The sequence below is a fragment of the Streptomyces sp. NPDC059816 genome, assembly GCF_042732055.1.
Lineage (GTDB): Bacteria > Actinomycetota > Actinomycetes > Streptomycetales > Streptomycetaceae > Streptomyces.
Genome location: NZ_JBHWIQ010000007.1, coordinates 270,978 through 293,825, shown reverse-complemented (window position 1 = coordinate 293,825; position 22,848 = coordinate 270,978). Strand labels below are relative to the sequence as shown.

20 protein-coding genes are annotated in these 22,848 nt (G+C 69.4%); 11 read left to right on the top strand and 9 right to left on the bottom strand.

Annotated features, from left to right (window positions below; genetic code table 11):
• Window positions 1-15: 15 nt before the first annotated feature.
• From ACFV88_RS12690 to trxA, 5 genes are all read left to right on the top strand, one after another.
• A complete protein-coding gene (locus tag ACFV88_RS12690) occupies window positions 16-1,743 on the top strand; it encodes a protein kinase family protein (RefSeq protein WP_385489360.1) in 1,728 nt (575 codons plus the stop codon).
• Between the two features lie 34 nt (window positions 1,744-1,777).
• Window positions 1,778-2,485, top strand: coding sequence for an RNA polymerase sigma factor SigM (gene sigM / locus ACFV88_RS12685; RefSeq protein WP_385489358.1), 708 nt, complete (start codon window positions 1,778-1,780; stop codon window positions 2,483-2,485).
• Window positions 2,482-3,441 (top strand): anti-sigma factor family protein, encoded by a 960-nt coding sequence (locus tag ACFV88_RS12680; protein ID WP_385489355.1) that lies wholly within the window; start codon window positions 2,482-2,484, stop codon window positions 3,439-3,441. Before sigM ends, ACFV88_RS12680 begins: the two co-directional genes overlap by 4 nt.
• A gap of 219 nt (window positions 3,442-3,660) precedes the next feature.
• Complete coding sequence (gene trxB, locus ACFV88_RS12675; protein ID WP_385489351.1) at window positions 3,661-4,623, top strand: thioredoxin-disulfide reductase; 963 nt, start codon at window positions 3,661-3,663, stop codon at window positions 4,621-4,623.
• Window positions 4,624-4,679: 56 nt separating this feature from the next.
• Window positions 4,680-5,012, top strand: a complete 333-nt coding sequence (gene trxA, locus ACFV88_RS12670; RefSeq protein ID WP_385489348.1) for a thioredoxin — start codon at window positions 4,680-4,682, stop codon at window positions 5,010-5,012.
• Between the two features lie 81 nt (window positions 5,013-5,093).
• On the opposite strand, the gene ACFV88_RS12665 is transcribed toward trxA, so the two are convergent.
• The 9 genes from ACFV88_RS12665 to rpmH all read right to left on the bottom strand — a co-directional run bounded on the left by ACFV88_RS12665 (window position 5,094) and on the right by rpmH (window position 11,993).
• On the bottom strand, window positions 5,094-5,711 hold the full coding sequence (locus ACFV88_RS12665) for a GNAT family N-acetyltransferase (RefSeq protein WP_385489345.1): 618 nt from the start codon (window positions 5,709-5,711) through the stop codon (window positions 5,094-5,096).
• 206 nt (window positions 5,712-5,917) lie between these two features.
• Entirely contained in the window at window positions 5,918-7,003 is a 1,086-nt protein-coding gene (locus ACFV88_RS12660; protein WP_385489342.1) for a ParB/RepB/Spo0J family partition protein, read from the bottom strand.
• Window positions 7,000-8,076 carry a ParA family protein gene (locus ACFV88_RS12655; protein ID WP_385489421.1) on the bottom strand — a complete coding sequence of 359 codons (1,077 nt, stop codon included), beginning with the start codon at window positions 8,074-8,076 and terminating at the stop codon, window positions 7,000-7,002. The genes ACFV88_RS12660 and ACFV88_RS12655 overlap by 4 nt, the downstream gene beginning before the upstream one ends.
• A 411-nt stretch (window positions 8,077-8,487) precedes the next feature.
• The gene (gene rsmG, locus ACFV88_RS12650) at window positions 8,488-9,204 is read right to left on the bottom strand and encodes a 16S rRNA (guanine(527)-N(7))-methyltransferase RsmG (RefSeq protein WP_385489339.1); all 717 of its coding nucleotides are present in this window, start codon (window positions 9,202-9,204) and stop codon (window positions 8,488-8,490) included.
• A gap of 105 nt (window positions 9,205-9,309) precedes the next feature.
• Window positions 9,310-9,816 (bottom strand): protein jag, encoded by a 507-nt coding sequence (locus ACFV88_RS12645; RefSeq protein ID WP_385489336.1) that lies wholly within the window; start codon window positions 9,814-9,816, stop codon window positions 9,310-9,312.
• Window positions 9,817-9,831: 15 nt separating this feature from the next.
• Window positions 9,832-11,106, bottom strand: coding sequence for a membrane protein insertase YidC (gene yidC / locus ACFV88_RS12640; protein ID WP_385489333.1), 1,275 nt, complete (start codon window positions 11,104-11,106; stop codon window positions 9,832-9,834).
• A gap of 3 nt (window positions 11,107-11,109) precedes the next feature.
• Window positions 11,110-11,466: a membrane protein insertion efficiency factor YidD gene (gene yidD, locus ACFV88_RS12635; protein ID WP_385489330.1), complete on the bottom strand. Its 357-nt coding sequence runs from the start codon at window positions 11,464-11,466 to the stop codon at window positions 11,110-11,112.
• Window positions 11,463-11,834: a ribonuclease P protein component gene (rnpA, locus tag ACFV88_RS12630; protein ID WP_385489327.1), complete on the bottom strand. Its 372-nt coding sequence runs from the start codon at window positions 11,832-11,834 to the stop codon at window positions 11,463-11,465. The genes yidD and rnpA overlap by 4 nt, the downstream gene beginning before the upstream one ends.
• Before the next feature lie 21 nt (window positions 11,835-11,855).
• Complete coding sequence (gene rpmH, locus ACFV88_RS12625; RefSeq protein ID WP_003949374.1) at window positions 11,856-11,993, bottom strand: 50S ribosomal protein L34; 138 nt, start codon at window positions 11,991-11,993, stop codon at window positions 11,856-11,858.
• A gap of 448 nt (window positions 11,994-12,441) precedes the next feature.
• On the opposite strand from rpmH, the gene dnaA reads away from it, so the two are divergent.
• The 6 genes from dnaA (at window position 12,442) to gyrB (ending at window position 22,815) form a co-directional block, all read left to right on the top strand.
• Window positions 12,442-14,505 carry a chromosomal replication initiator protein DnaA gene (gene dnaA / locus ACFV88_RS12620; RefSeq protein WP_385489325.1) on the top strand — a complete coding sequence of 688 codons (2,064 nt, stop codon included), beginning with the start codon at window positions 12,442-12,444 and terminating at the stop codon, window positions 14,503-14,505.
• 1,463 nt (window positions 14,506-15,968) lie between these two features.
• The gene (gene dnaN / locus ACFV88_RS12615) at window positions 15,969-17,099 is read left to right on the top strand and encodes a DNA polymerase III subunit beta (RefSeq protein ID WP_385489322.1); all 1,131 of its coding nucleotides are present in this window, start codon (window positions 15,969-15,971) and stop codon (window positions 17,097-17,099) included.
• 260 nt (window positions 17,100-17,359) lie between these two features.
• Complete coding sequence (gene gnd, locus ACFV88_RS12610) at window positions 17,360-18,235, top strand: phosphogluconate dehydrogenase (NAD(+)-dependent, decarboxylating) (RefSeq protein WP_385489319.1); 876 nt, start codon at window positions 17,360-17,362, stop codon at window positions 18,233-18,235.
• Window positions 18,236-18,342: 107 nt separating this feature from the next.
• The gene (gene recF, locus ACFV88_RS12605) at window positions 18,343-19,464 is read left to right on the top strand and encodes a DNA replication/repair protein RecF (protein WP_385489317.1); all 1,122 of its coding nucleotides are present in this window, start codon (window positions 18,343-18,345) and stop codon (window positions 19,462-19,464) included.
• A 5-nt stretch (window positions 19,465-19,469) separates the two neighbouring features.
• Entirely contained in the window at window positions 19,470-20,099 is a 630-nt protein-coding gene (locus ACFV88_RS12600; protein ID WP_385489418.1) for a DUF721 domain-containing protein, read from the top strand.
• 595 nt (window positions 20,100-20,694) lie between these two features.
• On the top strand, window positions 20,695-22,815 hold the full coding sequence (gyrB, locus tag ACFV88_RS12595) for a DNA topoisomerase (ATP-hydrolyzing) subunit B (RefSeq protein WP_385489314.1): 2,121 nt from the start codon (window positions 20,695-20,697) through the stop codon (window positions 22,813-22,815).
• Window positions 22,816-22,848 lie beyond the last annotated feature (33 nt).

Sequence of the window (22,848 nt, the reverse complement as noted above, 5' to 3'; positions counted from 1 at the left end):
GAGGCTGGAACGACGGTGGCGGAACGGAGCACGGCTGCCGTCGACGTGGCAGACAACAGCGGTGACGAACCGCTGACCGCCGAGGCGGGACGGGCCACGGCCGACGGGGTGGCCAGTACCGGCGAGACCGGGGAGCAGAACACCACGGACACGGACGCGGACAACAGCGGCACGACGGGCGGGTCCGAACGGACCGCACCGCCCGAACTGCATAGTGGGCACAAACTCGCCAGACGCTACCGGCTCGAAGAGTGTGTGACCCGTCTGGACGGCTTCAGCAGTTGGCGCGCGGTGGACGAGATGCTCCGCAGGGCCGTCGGCGTGCACGTCCTTCCCGCCGACCATCCGCGTGCCCGTTCGGTCCTCGCCGCGGCCCGCTCGTCCGCCCTCCTGGGCGACCCGAGGTTCGTCCACGTGCTGGACGCCGTGGAGGAGAACGACCTCGTCTACGTCGTCCACGAGTGGCTGCCCGACGCCACCGAGCTGACGGCGCTCCTCGCCGGCGGAACGCTCGAGGTCCACGACGCCTACCAGATGGTGGCCCAGGTCTCCCAGGCCATGGCCGCCGCCCACCGCGAGGGCCTGGCGCATCTGCGACTCGCGCCGAGCGCGGTGCTGCGCACCTCCACCGGTCAATGGCGGATCCGTGGCCTCGCGGTCAACGCCGCCCTGCGCGGCATCACCTCGGACACCCCGGAGCGCACCGATACCGAAGCGATCGGTGCCCTGCTGTACGCCGCGCTGACCCAGCGCTGGCCCTACGAGAACGATGCCCACGGCCTCCACGGGCTGCCCAAGGGGGTCGGGCTCATCGCGCCCGACCAAGTGCGTGCGGGAGTCCACCGGGGTCTCTCGGAGCTGGCGATGCGGGCACTCGTCAACGAGGGCGCCACCGCCTCGCGCCAGGAACCGCCCTGCACCACGCCGGAGGACCTCGTCCGGGCCATCAACGAGATGCCCCGCATCCGTCCGCCGGAGCCCGTGTTCCGGACCCCACCGGACTACCAGCGCACGACCTACCAGCAGGGCTCGTACGGGCGCCCCGGCGGAGGTGCCCCCCTGCGGGCGACCGCGCCGCTCCCGCCTCCTCCACCGCCGTTGCAGAGCCGCGCCGGCAGGGCGCTGAAGTGGACGGTCTCCGCCCTGTTGATCGCCGCTCTCGGCCTCGGCAGCTGGCAGCTGGCCGACGCCCTGATAGAGAAGGACAAGGGCGCCGATCCGGACCAGTCCGAGACGGTGGAGACCAACAAGAAGAACACCGAGAAGAAGCCGCTGCGGCCGCTCGCCATCGAGGGATCCGCGGAGTACTACCCGGACGGCAAGGCGCAGCACCCGAACGACGCCCGCCTCACCCATGACCGTGCCGCTTCGACGTACTGGCGGACGTACTCCTTCATGGCCGGACCGCAGCTGGCCCCGTACAAGTCGGGCGTTGGGCTCGTCTACGACCTCGGTAGCGAGAAGTCCCTCGCCGCCGCGACGATCAAGCTGAACTACGGCGGGGACCGGACCACCGGAGCCCTGTACGCGGCCGACTCGCTGTCCTCGTCGGCCTCGCTCGGCTCCATGAAGAAGCTCGCCACGGCGTCCACCCAGGGCCAAGAACTCAAGATCAACGTCAAGAAGCCGTCGAAGACCCGCTACGTCGTGCTCTGGCTGACCGAGTTGCCCTACGCCCAGGGCGACGAGTACAGCCGCGCGGGCTACAAGCAAGCCATCACGGATGTGAAGTTCACCGGCTGACAGCACCGACGGTTCCGGGGAGGGTGGTGCGACCGTGGCCGATGCCGCGTACGACGGGGTGGGTGATCAGGACCTCCTGACACGCCACGTCGACGGGGACACCGAAGCCTTCGGTGAGCTGGTGCGGCGCCACCGCGACCGGCTGTGGGCCGTGGCCCTGCGCACCCTGGGAGACCGGGAAGAGGCGGCCGACGCCGTCCAGGACGCTCTGGTCTCCGCCTATCGGGCCGCGCACACCTTCCGCGGCCAGTCCGCCGTCACCACCTGGTTGCACCGCATCACCGTGAACGCCTGTCTGGATCGCGCCCGCAAGACGGCATCCCGCAGAACGGCTCCGGTGGACAACGCCGAGCGACTGGAGCAGTTGCTGGAACCCCATGAATCGGCGTACGCGCCCGCGGAACGCAGCGATCTCCACCGTCAGCTCGTCAAGGCCCTGAACACGCTTCCGCCTGATCAGCGGGCCGCTCTGGTGCTGATCGACATGCAGGGCTACTCCGTGGCCGAAGCCGCGAGCATCCTCGACGTTCCCCCGGGCACGGTGAAGAGCCGGTGTGCCCGCGGCCGGGCCAAGCTCCTCCCACTCCTCTCCCATCTGCGCACCACCTCCCGGAGAGAGAACGAGAAGCCTGGCGGGAAAAGGAACCAGTCCCCAGGAGCATCCGTCCCACCCGCAGGAGCAGCACCCGACACGGGCGCGGCCGATTCCACTGCTGTGAAGGGCGGAGGTGGGCGAGCGTGACAACGAGCATCGATACGGCTGGGCATCCGGCCGTCGAGGAGATCTCGGACCTCACAGAGGGCCTGCTCTCGCCCGACCGGGCGGCGAGCCTACGGCTGCATCTGGACGCCTGCCCCGAGTGCACCGAGCTCTACGCCTCGCTGGAAGAAATCCGCTCGCTCCTGGAAGCCGCCGACGACGCCGGGCCCATGCCGGACGACGTGGCCTCCCGGGTGGAAGCAGCCCTCGGCGCCGAGGCAGCCCCGGCTCCACGGGCAGAATCACCCGACCCCATAGCCGCGGTGTCCGAGCCGCCCCGGCATGTTTCACGTGAAACAGCGCCGCCCTCCAAGGGGCCGGGCAGGACGCAGCTCCAGCGACCTGCTGGGCACGGCCGTGGTGGCACCGGCCCGGGACGCACCGACCGCGGGCGGTCCAGGCGGATCAGGACGGCCGCCTTCGGCACCGTTCTCGCCGCCGCGGCGTTGGGGCTGGGTTCCCTGCTGGTCCAGTCGATGAACGGCGGCAACAACGACCAGGGGTCCCCGACGAACCAGACGGCACCCACCCCCGAGGTTCACGGCTCCTTCTCCAAGGGCAACCTCCAAGACCGTGTCCATGAGCTGCTGAAGAAGGAGTCGCCCGCAGCGAACTCTGCGGGGACGGATGCACCCTCGCTGGGCACCGCCTCGGGCGAGGAGCCTCCCGCACCCCACACGCCCTTCCGCGACGGCGGCGCCGGCACCTTGACGACCGTCCATGTACCGGAGTGCGTCCAGCAAGGCATCGGTCGTACCGAGCAAGCCCTCGCCAGCGAAGAGGGCATGTACGGGAACAAGGCCGCGCTCCTGGTAGTGATGCCGCACGTCTCTGACACCAATCAGGTGTCCGCCTATGTGGTCGACACGACCTGTGTGACCCAGCGGTCAGCGACCCCGGGCAAGGTTCTCCTCGCTCATTCCTACCCCCGCCGCTGACCGCGGGCCACGGTTCCTCAGCATCGTCTCCCTCCCCGGCCCCTGGCCCTGTCGTGCCTCACCTGTCGATCAGGACCAAGCCCGCGGAAGACCCTCCTGTGAGCCCGGCGGCACAGGGAATGCACGCCCCGTAGTATCCGTTGGGTGGTGTGGGAGCCCTTCGCATCCCGGCTTCCACCCGGAAGTACGAAGTTGTCTCCAGAGACGAGGAATGAAGCCGTGAGCGACGTCCGAAACGTGATCATCATCGGCTCCGGGCCCGCCGGATATACGGCAGCGCTCTACACCGCGCGTGCGTCCCTGAAGCCGCTGGTCTTCGAGGGCGCCGTCACCGCTGGTGGTGCGCTGATGAACACCACCGAGGTCGAGAACTTCCCCGGGTTCCAGGACGGGATCATGGGCCCGGCGCTCATGGACAACATGCGCGCCCAGGCCGAGCGCTTCGGCGCCGAGCTCATCCCCGACGACGTGGTCAGCGTTGACCTCAGCGGTGAGATCAAGACCGTGACGGACACCGCCGGTACCGTGCACCGCGCCAAGGCGATCATCGTCACGACGGGCTCGCAGCACCGCAAGCTCGGGCTGCCGAACGAGGACGCCCTCTCTGGACGTGGAGTCTCCTGGTGCGCCACCTGCGACGGGTTCTTCTTCAAGGACCAGGACATCGCCGTGATCGGCGGCGGTGACACGGCTATGGAGGAGGCCACCTTCCTCTCCCGCTTTGCCAAGTCGGTGACGATCGTGCACCGCCGGGACTCGTTGCGCGCCTCGAAGGCGATGCAGGAGCGCGCCTTCGCCGACCCGAAGATCAAGTTCATCTGGGACAACGAGGTGGCCGCGATCCATGGCGACCCGAAGCTCAGCGGTCTCACCCTGCGCAACCTCAAGACCGGCGAAGAGTCCGAGCTCCCGGTGACGGGACTGTTCATCGCCATCGGTCATGACCCCCGCACCGAACTGTTCAAGGGCCAGCTCGACCTGGACGACGAGGGCTACCTCAAGGTCGAGGCCCCTTCGACCCGCACCAACCAGACGGGGGTGTTCGGCGCCGGCGATGTCGTCGACCACACCTACCGCCAGGCGATCACCGCCGCCGGTACCGGCTGCTCCGCCGCCCTGGACGCCGAGCGTTACCTTGCCGCTCTGGCCGACGCGGAGGCGGCTACGGCCGCCGCTGTCTGACCTTCTCCCCCCTTCCTTCATTCCCTTCATCGCTTCACCGAACTAAGGAGCCCGCCGTGGCCGGCACCCTCAAGAATGTGACGGACTCTTCCTTCGACGAGGACGTCCTCAAGAGCGACAAGCCCGTTCTGGTCGACTTCTGGGCCGCATGGTGCGGGCCGTGCCGCCAGATCGCGCCGTCCCTTGAGGCCATCGCCCAGGAGTACGGCGACAAGATCGAGGTGGTCAAGCTCAACATCGATGAGAACCCGGCCACGGCCGCCAAGTACGGGGTCATGTCCATCCCGACGCTGAACGTCTACCAGCGTGGCGAGGTCGCCAAGACGATCGTGGGCGCCAAGCCGAAGGCCGCCATCGTGCGCGACCTGGAGGACTTCATCGCCGACTGACGGCCGATGAATGTTTCACGTGAAACACGAGGGGACCCAACCCGGCGGGTTGGGTCCCCTCGTGTTTCACGTGAAACATCGTCAGAGCGGGCGTAGCGCTGGTTCCTTCTGGACGGCCCCCAACAAACGATCGAGCGCCATCTCCACGTCTTCCTTCCATGAGAGCGTGGTGCGCAACTCCAGCCGAAGTCGCGGGAAGGCGGGATGCGGTCGCACGGTCTTGAAGCCCACCGCCCGGAGATGATCCGCGGGGAGCACACAAGCAGGCTCTGTCCACCGGGCCTGACCGAATGCCTCGATGGCTCGGACGTTCCGCCGTAGGAGATCCTTGGCGACGGTCTGCACCATCACTCGCCCCAGCCCCTGCCCCTGGTAGGCCGGCGTGATCCACCCCGTCATCAGTTGGACGGCGTCCGCCGCGACGGGGCTCGTCGGGAAGGCCGTGGAACGAGGGACATAGGCCGGGGGAGCGTAGAGAACGAACCCCACCGGGGCATCGTCCACATAGACGACCCGACCGCAGGAACCCCACTCCAGCAGAACAGCGGAGATCCAGGCTTCCTTCTCCACCTCCGGCTTCCCCGCCCGGGTCGCTGCATGCCCACTGACCGGGTCCAGCTCCCAGAACACGCACGCCCGGCAGCGGTGCGGGAGGTCCTTCAGATTGTCCAGCGTGAGCGGTACGAGCCGACGCCCCATACCGGCAGCACCTCACTTCCTTGCCCGCACCACCTTCGTTCCCCCAGTGATACCGGGCACGGAGGCAATGCTCCTCGATCGTATCCACGAAGCGATGACGCGGACCTCGCCACACAGCAAAGGACGGGTCGTTTTCCGGTGTTCACCGGAGACGACCCGCCCTCGTCACCCTGCCCCTCCATGGAGGAAGAAGCGTGGCTGTGGACTCATTCCTCCGTGCTGTCGGGAGTCTGCGCGGTCAGGCCCTTCTGAAGCACCTGTCCCTCTCCCGGAGCCAGCGAGCCAAGGATGCGCTCCAGGTCTTCCATCGAGGCGAACTCCACCACGATCTTGCCCTTCTTCTGCCCCAGGTCCACCTTCACCCGGGTCTCGAACCGGTCCGACAACCGGGTGGCGAGATCAGTCAGCGCAGGCGAAACCCGCCCTCCGGCCCTCGGCCCCCTGGACCGCGGCGCGGTCTGCGGGCCGGACGCCATCAGAGTGACGATGTCCTCGACCGCCCGGACGGAAAGCCCCTCGGCCACGATCCGGTGGGCGAGCCGATCCTGCTCTTCGGAATCGTCCACCGACAGCAGAGCACGTGCATGTCCTGCTGACAGCACACCAGCGGCCACCCGACGCTGCACCGGCGGGGAAAGCTTCAACAGCCGTAGGGTGTTGGAGACCTGGGGGCGGGACCGGCCGATCCGGTCGGCCAACTGGTCATGAGTGCAGTTGAAGTCCCGCAGTAGCTGGTCGTAGGCCGCGGCCTCTTCGAGCGGGTTGAGCTGAGCCCGATGGAGGTTCTCCAGCAGAGCATCGAGCAGCAGCTTCTCGTCTTCGGTGGCCCGGACGATCGCCGGGATGCGCTCCAGGCCGGCCTTGCCACAGGCCCTCCAGCGGCGCTCGCCCATGATCAGCTCGAAGCGCCCCGGACTCACCTGCCGTACCACCACGGGCTGGAGCAGGCCGACCTCCTTGACGGAGGTCACCAACTCCGCCAGGGCGTCCTCGTCGAAGTTCTCGCGCGGCTGACGGGGGTTGGGCGCGATGGAGTCCAGGGGGAGTTCGGCGAAGTAGGCCCCCGTGGTGTTCTCCGGGGCTCCTCCGATGAGGGACTCGGGGGACACCGTGCTCGCGGGCAGTGAGGCCACCTTCGCCGCGGCCACTCCACGTTCCGTCGTCAGTACCGGCCCCGCAGCGGACGGCACCGTGGAGCCCGGGCCGGTGGCCTGGCTCGTCTTCTCGGGCGTCGGGGCGGCCGGGATGAGGGCGCCAAGTCCACGGCCCAGCCCCCTACGTCGTTCACTCACTGAGTCCCCTCCGCCATGCTCTGGTGCTTGTTGTGATGACCCGCACGGGCGTGCTGCCCTTCGTACACCATCTCGGTCCCTCGTAGAGCGATCTCTCGCGCGGCTTCGAGGTAGGAGAGGGCACCGCTTGACCCCGGGTCGTAGGTCAGGACCGTCTGCCCGTAACTCGGTGCTTCAGAGATGCGCACCGAGCGGGGAATGCTGGTCCGCAGCACCTCTTCACCGAAGTGCGTGCGGACCTCCTCGGCGACCTGTGAGGCCAACCGTGTCCGACCGTCGTACATGGTCAGCAGGATCGTCGACACATGCAGCGTCGGGTTGAGGTGACCGCGGACCAGATCGACGTTGCGCAGCAGTTGCCCCAGCCCCTCCAGTGCGTAGTACTCACACTGGATCGGGATCAGTACCTCGGCACCGGCTACGAGCGCGTTGACGGTGAGAAGCCCCAGCGAGGGAGGGCAGTCGATCAGCACATAGTCGAGGGGCTGTTCATACGCCTGGATGGCGCGCTGGAGGCGACTCTCCCGGGCCACCAGGGAGACCAACTCAATCTCCGCACCGGCAAGGTCGATGGTGGCGGGAGCGCAGAAGAGACCTTCGACGTCCGGTACCGGTTGAACCACATCGGAGAGCGGCTTGCTCTCGATCAACACGTCATAGATGGACGGGACTTCGGCGTGATGGTCGATCCCCAGCGCGGTGGAGGCATTGCCCTGGGGGTCGAGGTCGATCACCAGAACTCGGTTGCCGTGCATCGCGAGTGAAGCCGCAAGGTTCACCGTGCTGGTGGTCTTGCCCACCCCGCCCTTCTGGTTGGCGACCACCATGATGCGGGTCTGCTCCGGTCGGGGCAGACCGCCCTCGGTCCGGCCCAGCGCTTCCATCGCCAGTTGGGCAGCACGACCGATAGGGGTGTCATCCATCGGCGGCGGTGTTTCACGTGAAACATCCTCCCCTGCCGACTCGGTACGGGGACCGGGGACCGGATCGGTCATCGGTCCCGCGATGTGGGCGTCGGACCGCACGGATTCACTCTCCTCGACTTCAGGCTCGCAATGAACAGAGCCTCCCATGGCGGTGGGGTCGCGAACCAGCGAGGCCCGTGCTTCTGTGGAGAATTCCGCTTCTGTGGAAAACTCCGTTCCTCCTGAGGGTGACTTGAGTGAGCCAAGGGGCTTGCGGTCACGAGGTTCGGCCCCGGCCCGGCCGCGACCGATGATGCCGTGCAGCAGTGAGCGACGTTTCACGTGAAACACGATGCCGAGCCATCCCGACCGCATCGGTGCGACACTCCGCAGCACACGGCGGGGCAGCTTATGTGGAGTACGGCACCGGTGGTGGAGGGAAGGACTCAGGCCCGGTCGCCGTCATGGTGAACCAGTGCCCTGGCCTGCCCGGGGTCGTGCAGCGACTGGCGGCACAGAAAGGCCCCGGCGGGTGAGAACCACCCTCACCGCTGCCGGGGCCGATCTTCGAGCAGTCGATCAACGACGACGACGCGCGCGACCGACCCGGGCCGCCTTGGCCCTCTTGGCCGCGAAGCGCACGCCTCCGGGGCTCTCACCGACCTCCACCCGCACCACGGTGGACAACGGATCGACGATGCCCTCACCCACGTGCAGCACCGAGGTGTCCACGGCGCCGAGCTTGCTCAAGGCAGCCCCCGCGCCCTTGAGCTCCTCCTCTGCGGTATCGCCCTTGAGGAGCAACATCTCTCCGTAGGGACGGAGCAGAGGAACGCCCCAGGCGGCGAGTCGGTCCAGTGGAGCCACCGCACGCGCGGTCACCACATGCACCGGGGTCAGCTTGCCGAGTACCTCCTCGGCCCGGCCCCGCACCACGGTCACATGGTCGAGGCCCAGCAGCTCCACGACCTCGTTGAGGAAGTTGGTGCGGCGGAGGAGCGGCTCCAACAGGGTGATCTTCAGATCCGGGCGGACCAGGGCCAGCGGGATGCCGGGCAGCCCGGCGCCGGAACCCACGTCGCAGACCGTCACACCGGTGGGCACGACCTCCGAGAGGACCGCGCAGTTCAACAGATGCCGTTCCCAGAGGCGAGGCACCTCACGGGGACCGATGAGCCCACGCCGGACCCCTGCTTCGGCCAGCAGCTCGGCGTACCGAACGGCGTCGTCGAAACGATCACCGAATGCCTCCCGGGCCTGCTCGGGCGCCGGGGGGAGTTCCGCTGCCTCCGTCACGGGGACCGTCCTTCCGTACCGCGTAACCGCACTGGGTGATGACTATCAGGCTGACAAAGACCGGCCCCGCCTGCGAACAGACGGGGCCGGGAACTCACATGCCGATCAGACGGGGAGGACGACGACGAAGCGCTGCGGCTCCTCGCCCTCGGACTCGCTCCGCAGTCCGGCAGCCTTGACCGCGTCGTGGACGACCTTGCGCTCGAAGGGCGTCATCGGCTCAAGCTTGATCGCCTCGCCGGTGTTCTTCACATCGGCAGCGGCCTTGGCGCCGATCTCCGACAGCTCCTCGCGCTTCTTCGCGCGGTAGCCGGCGATGTCGAGCATCAGGCGGCTGCGGTCACCGGTCTCGCGGTGCACCGCGAGCCGGGTCAGCTCCTGAAGGGCTTCCAGGACCTCGCCCTCACGACCGACGAGCTTCTGGAGATCACGCGCGCTGTCACTGATGATCGACACCGCGGCGCGGTCGGCCTCGACGTCCATATCGATGTCGCCGTCGAGATCAGCGATGTCGAGCAGACCCTCAAGGTAGTCCGCCGCGATCTCGCCCTCCTGCTCAAGGCGGGTCATGGTGTCGCCCTCAGCGGCGGCGGAGGTGGTGCCTTCCGTCACGGGATGGACTCCTTCTTACTTCTTGGAGGGGTGTTGAGGACGCTGCGGGCCCTTGCGCGGCCCGGACTTGGCCTTGCTGCGGGTACCGGAGCCGGGTTGGCCACCGGCGGGCTTGGGCTCTCGCTTGGTGGCCCGGGGTTCGTCCTCGGACTTCGTCAGCGAGGTCTTCGGGGTGTCGGGCGTCCCGGGCTGCCGGGTCTGGCGCTGGGACTTCGACTGACGCTTGGGCTGCTGGCGCCGGGCGGCACCGGCAGCGGTCTCGCCGTCCTCGGAGTCGGTGGTCACCACATCGCTGACCGCCACCGCACCGTCGGTCTGAGCGGCGAGTCCGGCCTTGGAGAGCCCGTTGATGAAGCGCCGCTCGTTCTCGTTGCGGTCCCGCCCCTTGGCGACGATCATCTTCACCGCCGCGCGGTCGCGGCGACTACCGATCTTCTTCTTGTTCGTGGCCTGCTTGAGGAGCCGCTCCAGGTAGTCGCCCTGTGCCTTGCTGCCCGGAGTGGGGTTCTGGCGGATGACGTACATCTGCTGGCCCATGGTCCACACGTTGGTGGTCAGCCAGTAGACGAGGACACCGACCGGGAAGTTGATGCCGAAGACGGCGAAGATCACGGGGAAGACGTACATCAGCATCTTCTGCTGCTGCATGAACGGCGTCTTCACCGTGGTGTCGATGTTCTTGGTCATCAGCTGGCGCTGCGTGTAGAACTGCGACAGCGACATCAGAACGATCATGATCGCCGTGACGACCCGGACGTCGAGCAGGGTGGAGCCGAGGGCCTGGATCTTCTCCTCGCTGTCCATGAACTTCGCGGCGAGGGGGGCGCCGAAGATGTGCGCCTTCTGGGCACTCTCCAGCAGCGGCTGGTCGATGACGCCGACCGTCTTGTTCGAGGCGATGCTGCTGAGCACGTGGTACAGCGCGAAGAAGAACGGCGACTGCGCCAGGATGGGAAGGCACGAGGAGAGCGGGTTGGTGCCCGTCTCCTTGTACAGCTTCATCATCTCTTCGGACTGACGCTGCTTGTCGTTCTTGTAGCGCTCCTGGATCTTCTTCATCTCGGGCTGGAGCGTCTGCATGGCCCGAGTGGCCTTGATCTGCTTCACGAAGAGCGGGATCAGACAGATCCGGATCAGGATCACCAGGGACATGATCGACAGGCCCCATGCCCAGCCCGTGTCCGGACCGAAGACGGCACCGAACAGCTTGTGGAACTGGACGATCACCCAGGAGACAGGCGTGGTGATAAAGCTGAACAAACCGGCGATCGAACTTACGATGTCATCCACTAATCAGGCTCCTTGAGCATGGGACGGGGTCTCGGCGGCCGGGCTCACCGGGGCAGTACCGTCCCCGGAGGACGCGCCGAGGGCGGCTTTCCCGCCCTTGCGTCCGCGCCAGGCGTCGCGCAGCATTTCGTGCCACCGCGGACGCTTGCGCGGCGGAACATGGTCGACTCCGCCGAGCGACCACGGATTGCACCGCAGAATCCGCCAGGCGGTCAGTGCCGTGCCCTTGATCGCTCCGTGCCGGTCGATGGCCTGGTAGCCGTAGTGGGAACACGACGGGTAGTACTTGCAGACCGGCCCGAGCAACGGGCTGATGGTCCACTGGTACAGCTTGATCAGAACCAGCAGCGGATACTTCATCGCGTGCCCCCTCCCAGGAGCCGCTGGAGGGCGGCGTCGAGGTCTCGGGCCAGGTGCGCGTGATCGGCGTCGCCCGCACCGGGCAGCGCGCGCACGACCACCAGGCTACCGGGGGGCAGGCCATCGATCCGTTCGCGCATCAGATGGCGAAGTCTTCGCTTCACAGAGTTGCGGACGACCGCCCCGCCGACGGCTTTGCTCACGACGAAACCCGCACGCGGCGGGGGAACGCTCTCCCCAGGCGCGTGCGGGTCGGTGACACCGCTGCGTAGGTGGACGACGAGGAGCGGGCGACCGGCCCGGCGTCCTCGTCGTACCGCGGTCGCGAAGTCTTCGCGCCGCCTCAGCCGATGCTCGGAAGGCAGCACGACGTCATGACCTGATGGCGATCAGGCGGACAGGCGGGCGCGACCCTTGCCACGGCGGGACGCGAGAATCGCGCGGCCGGCACGGGTGCGCATCCGCAGCCGGAAGCCGTGGGTCTTGGCGCGACGACGGTTGTTCGGCTGGAAAGTGCGCTTGCTCACTCGGGGGCTCCAGAAATGACTCGGTGGTTGTCGGTGGCTGTTGCCGCCTGGCTGTCACCGTGCGCCCACGAGAAGCTCGTATTACGCCCGAGTGCACCGCTTTCACGATCACTAGGAGGTGATCTGTGCCCATCGGAGGCAGGCGGCAGCAGCCATCGACAACTCGACCTGGTTACGGTACGCGCGGCCCCGCCGTCCGGTCAAACCAGCGCATCCGAAGCGGGTCCGGCGCGATACCGGGGAGCAGTGCGAGACACTATGCACAGGCTGTGGACAACAACTTGAACAGCACCGGTCGCCCTGACTACCGTGGCTTGACTCCGATTCGTCCTCCGGCCCGTCGCCCCGCCCGATCGTTGCCCCACCCGGCCCCCCGGGTCCTTGATCTTCCTTCCGTACCCCGTCCCGAGAAGTGCACCTTCGCGGGACCCGTGAGAGAGCGTGCTCTGTGGCTGACGTACCTGCCGATCTTGCCGCAGTGTGGCCACGAGTACTGGAGCAGCTTCTCGGGGAGGGTCGCGGGCAGGGGGTCGAGGCGAAGGACGAACACTGGATCAAGCGGTGCCAGCCGCTGGCGCTGGTGCTGGACACCGCGCTGCTGGCCGTGCCCAACGAGTTCGCCAAGGGCGTCCTGGAGGGCCGGCTCGCCCCGGTCGTCAGCGAGACCCTGAGCCGCGAGTGCGGTCGCCCCATCCGGATCGCCATCACGGTCGACGAGACCGCCGGGGCCGAGCCGGGCACCTCAGCCCCCCCGGTGGCGCCGGTGCCCCCGCAGCGGTACGAGGAGCCGGACCTCCCGCCGTCTCCCGGGCAGCCCAGGGACGCGTACGACGGCTACCGACGGCCCTCCGACGAGCTCGCGGGCGGCCGCCCGGACCAGCAGTCGGGCCCGCACGGGGACCAGCCGCCGGCGGGCCGCGCGGACCAGCTGCCGACCGTTCGCCCCGCCTACCCGGACTACCAGCGACCCGAGCCGGGCTCCTGGCCGCGCCCGCACGACGACTACGGCTGGCAGCAGCAGCGGCTGGGCTACCCGGAGCGCGACCCGTACGCGAACCCCGGTCAGCAACGGCACGACTACCGCACCCAGCCGCCGGAGCGGCGCGGGTACGAGACGGACCGTTCTCCCTACGACTCCGAGCGCGGCCCCTACGACCCGGACCGCGCGCCGTACGACACCGAGCGCTCCGGCTACGACGGGGAGCGCCCGCCCTACGAGCAGCGGCGCGTGGCGTACGACGGCACCGACGGGCGTCCGGGGCGTCCCGACCGCGGCGAGCCGTCCGACGGGCAGCAGGGCACGGGTCCGCGCGGCCCGCACGGCGGCGCGGGTCACCTCGACGGCGGCCACGGCGGTCCGGGGCACGGGCCGCGGGGCCCGCACGGAACGCGGCCCGGCGGCCCCTCGGCGTCCTCCGTGCCCGGCGGGGGCGCACCCGGCGGCGGGCAGTCCGCCCAGCCCTCCGGGCCCGGCGAACCCACCGCGCGGCTGAACCCCAAGTACCTGTTCGACACGTTCGTCATCGGGGCGTCCAACCGGTTCGCGCACGCCGCCGCGGTCGCGGTCGCGGAAGCCCCGGCGAAGGCGTACAACCCGCTCTTCATCTACGGGGAGTCGGGCCTGGGCAAGACCCACCTGCTGCACGCGATCGGCCACTACGCGCGCAGCCTGTACCCGGGCACGCGGGTGCGGTACGTCAGCTCCGAGGAGTTCACCAACGAGTTCATCAACTCCATCCGCGACGGCAAGGGCGACAGTTTCCGCAAGCGCTACCGCGAGATGGACATCCTGCTCGTCGACGACATCCAGTTCCTCGCGGACAAGGAGTCGACGCAGGAGGAGTTCTTCCACACCTTCAACACGCTCCACAACGCGAACAAGCAGATCGTCCTGTCCTCCGACCGGCCGCCGAAGCAGTTGGTGACCCTGGAGGACCGGCTGCGCAACCGGTTCGAGTGGGGGCTCATCACGGATGTGCAGCCGCCCGAGCTGGAGACGCGCATCGCGATTCTCCGCAAGAAGGCCGTGCAGGAGCAGCTCAACGCACCGCCGGAGGTGCTGGAGTTCATCGCTTCGCGCATCTCCCGCAACATCCGGGAGCTGGAGGGCGCCCTCATCCGGGTGACCGCCTTCGCCTCGCTGAACCGGCAGCCCGTGGACCTGGGGCTGACGGAGATCGTGCTGAAGGACCTGATCCCGGGGGGCGAGGACTCGGCGCCCGAGATCACCGCCACGGCGATCATGGCGGCGACCGCCGACTACTTCGGGTTGACCGTGGACGACCTGTGCGGCTCGTCCCGCAGTCGGGTCCTGGTGACCGCCCGGCAGATCGCCATGTACCTGTGCCGGGAGCTGACGGACCTGTCGCTGCCGAAGATCGGTGCGCAGTTCGGTGGCCGTGACCACACGACGGTGATGCACGCGGACCGGAAGATCAGGGCGCTGATGGCCGAACGGCGGTCCATCTACAACCAGGTCACCGAGCTGACCAACCGCATCAAGAACGGCTGACGCACCGCGCGGGCCGCCCCTGCGCGGCCTGCTCCTTCCGTTCCGCGGCCCAGTCGCCCTTGCGCGCACCGGCTTCGCCGTCCTCCGGCTCCGGAGGCCTTCTGCGGTCAGCCCGCGGCCGGCCCGTCTTCCGGTCCGGGCCGCTCCCCGCGCCCCGGACGCCTGGCCGACGCCGCCCTGGGCATCCCGGGCGGGCACCCGGTCATCCCGGCCGCGCCCCGAACCCCCCGACGAGCGCCTCGCCGTCCTCGATCCGGCCACCCGGCGAGACAGCGCTACGCGGTTCGCCGCCCCCAAACGCCCCGGCCGCGGCGCCTCCCGCCCGCCCCGCGACGTCCTCCGACCCGTCCCTCCGACCCGTCCCTCGGGCCCGAGACGGCCGGCCACCCGGCGAGCCACGGTCGCGGCTCCCAAACGCCCCCATCGCCCCGGATACCCCGGATGCAGCGACTCCCGCCCGCGACGTCCCCCGGCCCGTCCCTCGGGAACCGAAGCAGCCCTCCCGGGCGCCCGGTGCGCCGCGCTTCCCCACCCGCGGGGCCGCCGCCGGGCGCCGCCGGGCACCTGCGGACCTCCGAAAGCGCCCCTGCGGGCCCCCGTTCCGGCCCCGCCGCGCCGCCTTCGCGCGCCCGTTCCCCGCCGCGCGCCGCCGCCGCTGTTCGAATCCGCAGGGGGTTACGGGTGTTCTCCACAGATCCGGGGACTTTTTCGTTTCCACACCCTGGGGACTGCGAAGTTATCCAGACCGTGTCCACAGGCCGCGCTGCCGGGTGATCATCCGGCCAGCTCAGAGGGGTGTGGATTCGTGGACAACGACTCTCCACAGGCTGTGGACAAGCGATCCGTCCACAGGCGCCCTCCGCGGTTGTCCACCGGCCGCCCACAGGTCTGCGCCCGATGTCCCCAGCATGACGGGGCTTCTCCACAGTTCTGTCCACTGTTCGGCAACACAACGCGCCTCATCACCGGGTGGAGTGAAAGGCGTCACATCAAGGTGCCGGATTGGGCTGTGGGGAACTCGGGTAAAGCTGGGGACAGCCTTGGGGAGAACCTGCCCCCTCCTGTGCATCAGGTGTGCACAACTTTCGCCTGTCCACAGCAAGCCCGGGTTTTCCACCGTCTCCGCCCACAGGCCCGGTGGACAAAAAACCGCTGCTGAGCTGCGAAAACAAGGTTATCCACGGTATCCACAGGCCCTACTACTACTACCGACTAGAGTTACCGGGGAATCCGCTTCGAAGCTGGGGGTGTGGACAACTCGGCCCCGACGCCGTCCGAGCCGGTTCGCGCGACTTGACCCCGAGAGGCACCTACTGTCAGTGCGGTGCGTCAGACTGGTCCCGGTGGCCTCCCCGTCCCGGGGCACGGCGACACCACGGCGGACCCGACGGAACCGCCGCACGGACAGCAGGGCGACCCCAGACGGGGCGAGAGCGGCCAGCAACAGCAGGAGGCGGGCTTAGGTGAAGATCCGGGTGGAACGCGACGTACTCGCGGAGGCAGTGGCGTGGGCGGCACGCAGCCTCCCGGCCCGTCCCCCCGCGCCGGTCCTCGCCGGCCTCCTGTTGAGGGCCGAGGACGGTGCCCTGAGCCTGTCCAGCTTCGACTACGAGGTCTCGGCACGGGTTTCGGTGGAGGCCGAGGTCGAGGAGGACGGCACGGTCCTCGTCTCCGGCCGGCTGCTCGCCGACATCTGCCGCGCCCTGCCGAACCGCCCGGTGGAGATCTCCACGGACGGCGTGCGGGCGACGGTCCTGTGCGGCTCCTCCCGCTTCACCCTCCACACCCTGCCGGTGGAGGAGTACCCCACCCTGCCGCAGATGCCGTCCGCGACGGGCACCGTCCCCGGTGAGGTCTTCGCCGCCGCCGCCGCCCAGGTCGCCATCGCCGCGGGCCGCGACGACACGCTCCCGGTGCTGACCGGCGTGCGCATCGAGATCGAGGGCGACACGGTCACCCTGGCCTCCACCGACCGCTACCGCTTCGCGGTCCGCGAGTTCCTGTGGAAGCCCGAGGTCCCGGACTCCTCCGCGGTCGCCCTGGTGCCCGCGAAGACCCTGCTGGACACCGCGAAGGCGCTCACCAGCGGTGACAGCGTCACCATCGCCCTGTCGGGCTCCGGCTCAGGCGAGGGCCTGATCGGCTTCGAGGGCGCGGGCCGCCGCACCACCACCCGGCTGCTCGAAGGCGACCTGCCGAAGTACCGCACGCTGTTCCCCACCGAGTTCAACTCGGTCGCCGTCATCGAGACCGCCCCCTTCGTGGAGGCCGTCAAGCGCGTGGCCCTGGTCGCCGAGCGGAACACCCCGGTGCGGCTCAGCTTCGAGCAGGGCGTGCTGATCCTGGAGGCCGGCTCCAGCGACGACGCACAGGCTGTGGAAAGGGTCGACGCGGTGTTGGAGGGCGACGACATCTCGATCGCCTTCAACCCGACGTTCCTCCTCGACGGCCTCAGCGCCATCGACTCGCCGGTCGCCCAGCTGTCCTTCACCACGTCGACCAAGCCCGCGCTGCTCAGCGGCCGGCCCGCCGTGGACGCCGAGGCCGACGAGGCGTACAGGTACCTGATCATGCCGGTCCGCCTCTCGGGCTGACCGGACCTCGTACCGGCCCCCGACCGACGCCGCGTGCGTCGGCCGGGTCCGGACGGACCCGACCGGGCACCGGCGTCCGTGGACGCCCGGTCGGCGGTCACCCGCCGGGTGTCCGTTGCCCGCCTGTCGCGGGGAGACCCGCAGGTGGGAGTACGTATGAGCGGCCCGACCCACAGGTGTGCGCGGGACCGCGGGCGTAGGCTCGGACGCAGATACACGCACGTGTCCGCACGCCATTTCGCGACTTTAAGGAACCACTGATGGAGCTCGGTCTCGTCGGCCTCGGCAAAATGGGCGGGAACATGCGGGAGCGCATCCGCCGCGCCGGCCACACCGTCATCGGATACGACCGCAACCCGGACCTCGCCGATGTCCACAGCCTCGAAGAGCTGGTGGGCAAGCTCAAGGGCCCGCGCGTGGTGTGGGTGATGGTCCCGGCGGGCGCCGCCACCCAGTCCACCATCGACGAGCTGGCCGCGCTGCTGGAGCCCGGTGACGTCGTCGTCGACGGCGGCAACTCCCGGTGGACGGACGACGAGAAGCACGCGGTGGAGCTGGGCCTCAAGGGCATCGGCTTCGTGGACTGCGGTGTCTCCGGCGGCGTCTGGGGCCTGGAGAACGGCTACGCGCTGATGTACGGCGGCGACAAGGAGAACGTCGCCAAGGTGCAGCCGGTCTTCGACGCGCTCAAGCCCGAGGGCGAGTTCGGCTCGGTCCACGCGGGCAAGGTCGGCGCCGGCCACTTCGCCAAGATGGTCCACAACGGCATCGAGTACGCCATGATGCAGGCCTACGCCGAGGGCTGGGAGCTGCTGGAGGCCGTGCAGTCGGTGACCGACGTGCGCGAGGTCTTCCGCTCCTGGCAGGAGGGCACCGTGATCCGCTCGTGGCTGCTCGACCTCGCCGTCAACGCCCTCGACGACGACGAGCACCTGGAAGGGCTCCGGGGTTACGCCCAGGACTCCGGCGAGGGCCGCTGGACGGTGGAGGCCGCGATCGACAACTCGGTGCCGCTGCCCGCGATCACCGCCTCGCTGTTCGCCCGCTTCGCCTCCCGGCAGGAGGATTCGCCGCAGATGAAGATGATCGCGGCGCTGCGCAACCAGTTCGGTGGCCACGCCGTCGAGAAGGCCTGACGAGGGCCCGGAGCCGACCCGACCGCCCGCGCCGGGACGGTTGACGGCCCTGAGAACCGCCCCGCGCACCCGCGGGGGCACCACACCGAGGGAGGTCGGCCACGACCATGCACGTCACGCATCTGTCGCTGGCCGACTTCCGCTCGTACGCCGGGGTCGACGTGCCGCTCGACCCCGGCGTCACCGCGTTCGTGGGCCCCAACGGGCAGGGCAAGACCAATCTGGTCGAGGCCGTCGGCTATCTGGCGACCCTCGGCAGCCACCGCGTCTCCTCCGACGCCCCGCTGGTGCGCATGGGGGCCGAACGCGCGGTGGTGCGGGCCGCCGTCCGCCAGGGCGAACGACAGCAGCTCGTCGAACTGGAGATCAACCCGGGCCGCGCCAACCGCGCCCGGATCAATAGGTCCTCGCAGGTCAGGCCGCGGGACGTGCTGGGGATAGTCCGGACGGTGCTGTTCGCGCCGGAGGACCTCGCGCTGGTCAAGGGCGACCCCGGGGAGCGGCGGCGCTTCCTGGACGAACTGATCACCGCCCGTTCGCCGCGCCTGGCCGGCGTCCGCTCCGACTACGACCGCGTCCTCAAGCAGCGCAACACCCTGCTGAAGTCCGCGGCGCTGGCCCGCCGGCACGGCGGGCGCGGCACCGACCTGTCGACCTTGGACGTCTGGGACCAGCACCTCGCGCGCACCGGCGCCGAGCTGCTCGCCCACCGGCTCGACCTGATCGCCTCCCTCCAGCCCCTCGCCGACAAGGCGTACGAGCAGCTCGCCCCCGGCGGCGGCCCGCTCGCCCTGGAGTACAAGCCGTCCGCACCGGGCGACGGCCACACCCGCGAGGAACTGTACGAACAGGTGCTCGACGCGCTCGCCGAGGCCCGCAAGCAGGAGATCGAGCGGGGGATCACCCTCGCCGGACCGCACCGCGACGACCTGGTGCTGAAGCTGGGCCAGCTCCCCGCGAAGGGGTACGCCAGCCACGGGGAGTCCTGGTCGTACGCCCTGGCCCTGCGCCTCGCCTCGTACGACCTGCTGCGCGCGGAGGGCAACGAGCCGGTGCTCGTCCTGGACGACGTCTTCGCGGAACTCGACACCCGGCGCCGGGAACGACTCGCGGAGCTGGTGGCGCCGGGGGAGCAGGTCCTCGTGACGGCGGCGGTGGACGACGACGTGCCGGACGTCCTCACGGGCGCGCGGTTCTCGGTGGCCGAGGGCGTGGTGGAGCGGCTGTGAACCCCATGATCGGCCGTGGCCCGAGCGCCAGGAACAGCGGTACGGGACCCGGGGACGCAGCCCTCCCCGGGGTGCCCGGCACGGGTCCCGTGGGGCCCCTGGGGCCCGTGGGAGCGCCGGTCCCGCCGGCGCCGGCCCCGCCGAGCGGGGTCGACCTCGCTCGGGTGGCGCTGCGGGCGGCGAAGGAACAGGCCCGGGCGCGGGGGGACGCGGCGGCCCAGCGCAAGCAGGCCCGGCGCGGCGGTCTGCGCTCCGGCGCGCGGGCGGACGGGCGCGACCCCATGGCGCTGGGCGCGGCCATCAACCGGCTGATCACCGAACGCGGCTGGGAGACTCCGGCGGCGGTCGGCGGGGTCATGGGCCGCTGGCCGCAGATCGTCGGTGACGACCTGGCCAAGCACTGCGTGCCCCAGCGGTACGACGAGGACGAGCGGGTGCTCACGGTGCAGTGCGACTCGACCGCCTGGGCGACGCAGCTGCGGCTGCTGGCCCCCCAACTGGTGGCCCGGCTCAACGAGGACCTGGGACACGGCACCGTGAGACTGATCAAGGTCTTGGGCCCCGGCGGACCGGCCCGCCGGTTCGGTCCGCTGCGCGCGCCGGGCAGTACGGGCCCCGGCGACACCTACGGCTGACGCACCGCCCCGTGCCGCCCGGGTCCGGCTCCGCTCGGGCCCGGTCCCGTCGACCCGCCCGACCGCAGGCCCGGTGGCCGCCGGACGGCGCGCGTCCTGCCCGGCGCGCCCGGGCCGGGGGCGGTTCCCGTCCCGGGCGGGCGCGCTCACGGCGCGGTGATCGTGCCGCGGCCGTGCACCGACCGGCGGTGTTGCTCCTCCCGCCTCCCGGGCCGGTGATCGTTCCCGCTGGTGGGGGCCGTGCGGAGGGCGGCTCGACGGCCCCTCGCCGGTACGCGCCCCCGCCGGTGCGGGCCCGTGCGGAACCCGTTGCTCCGCCGGCTCGACGGACGGTCGCTCGTGGTTGACGCCCCGAAGCGCTGAGTGCCGCTCAGGACCACTTGAGCCCCTGGGGCGCATATGGGGAGTCAGAAGAGACCGGTTCAGGGCGGCACATGCGGACTCAGGTACCGGCAAAGCCCCATCACTGTCAGCGCTACCGGTAGACTGGAGGACAATCCCGCCCCACTCGTGGGACACACACCGAGCAACGCTGATACAGGCTTACCAACGCAACACGCCGCAGCCGCTCCGGCCACTGCCGGGTGCCCGGCTCGTGCTGTGCCAGAAAGGGCGCTTCGTGGCCGATTCCGGCAACCCCAACGAGAACATCCCGTCCACCGGCATCGGCGACACCGCCGATGCCGTTCAGGCCGATCAGTCCGTACCGGAAGCGCCCGCGGCCCCCGAGCCGACGACCGCCGAGTACGACGCGAGCGCGATCACCGTGCTCGAGGGTCTGGACGCCGTGCGCAAGCGCCCCGGCATGTACATCGGCTCCACCGGCGAGCGTGGTCTTCACCACCTCGTGCAGGAGGTCGTGGACAACTCCGTGGACGAGGCCCTGGCCGGTCACGCGGACACCATCGACGTCACGATCCTGCCCGACGGCGGGGTCCGGGTCATCGACAACGGTCGCGGCATCCCCGTCGACATCGTTCCGTCCGAGAACAAGCCGGCCGTCGAGGTCGTGCTGACCGTGCTGCACGCGGGCGGAAAGTTCGGCGGCGGCGGTTACGCGGTCTCCGGCGGTCTGCACGGTGTGGGTGTCTCCGTGGTGAACGCCCTGTCGACCAGGGTCGCCGTCGAGGTCAAGCGCGACGGACACCACTGGACGCAGGAGTACAAGCTGGGCGTCCCGACGGCCGCCCTCGCCCGGGGCGCGGCCACCGAGGAGACGGGGACCGCCGTCACCTTCTGGGCCGACGGGGACATCTTCGAGACCACGGAGTACTCCTTCGAGACGCTGGCGCGGCGTTTCCAGGAGATGGCGTTCCTCAACAAGGGCTTGACGATCAAGCTCACCGACGAGCGCGACTCGGCGAAGGCGACCAGCGGCGCCGACACGGACCAGCCCAGTGACGACACCGAGGCGCAGGCGCGCACGGTGACGTACCACTACGAGGGCGGCATCGTCGACTTCGTGAAGTACCTCAACTCCCGCAAGGGCGAGGTGGTGCACGAGACCGTCATCGACATCGAGGCCGAGGACAAGGACAGGCTGCTGTCCCTCGAGGTCGCGATGCAGTGGAACAGCGGCTACAGCGAGGGCGTGTACTCCTTCGCCAACACCATCCACACCCATGAGGGCGGCACCCACGAGGAGGGCTTCCGGTCCGCGCTGACCGCGCTCATCAACCGGTACGCGCGCGACAAGAAGCTGCTGCGCGAGAAGGACGACAACCTCACGGGCGACGACATCCGCGAGGGTCTGACGGCGATCATCTCGGTGAAGCTCGGCGAGCCGCAGTTCGAGGGCCAGACCAAGACCAAGCTGGGCAACACCGAGGCCAAGACCTTCGTGCAGAAGGTCGTCAACCAGCACCTCGCCGACTGGCTGGACCGCAACCCCAACGAGGCCGCGGACATCATCCGCAAGTCAATCCAGGCGGCGACCGCCCGGGTGGCGGCCCGCAAGGCGCGCGACCTCACCCGCCGCAAGGGGCTGCTGGAGACGGCGTCGCTGCCCGGCAAGCTGTCCGACTGCCAGTCGAACGACCCCACCAAGTGCGAGATCTTCATCGTCGAGGGCGACTCCGCCGGCGGCTCGGCCAAGTCCGGCCGCGACCCGATGTACCAGGCCATCCTGCCGATCCGCGGCAAGATCCTGAACGTCGAGAAGGCCCGCATCGACAAGATCCTGCACAACCAGGAGATCCAGGCGCTCATCTCGGCCTTCGGCACCGGGGTCCACGAGGACTTCACCATCGAGAAGCTGCGCTATCACAAGATCATCCTGATGGCGGACGCCGACGTCGACGGCCAGCACATCAACACCCTGCTGCTGACGTTCCTGTTCCGCTTCATGCGTCCGCTGGTCGAGGCCGGGCACGTCTTCCTGTCCCGCCCGCCCCTCTACAAGATCAAGTGGGGTCGGGACGACTTCGAGTACGCCTACTCGGACCGCGAGCGGGACGCCCTGATCGCGCTGGGCCGCCAGAACGGCAAGCGCATCCGGGAGGACTCGATCCAGCGCTTCAAGGGCCTCGGCGAGATGAACGCCGAGGAACTGCGCGTCACCACCATGGACGTCGAGCACCGCGTCCTCGGCCAGGTCACCCTGGACGACGCCGCCCAGGCCGACGACCTCTTCTCCGTCCTCATGGGCGAGGACGTCGAGGCCCGCCGCCAGTTCATCCAGCGCAACGCCAAGGACGTCCGCTTCCTCGACATCTGAGTCGGTCTCCGTCTGACCGCACAGAAAGGACCC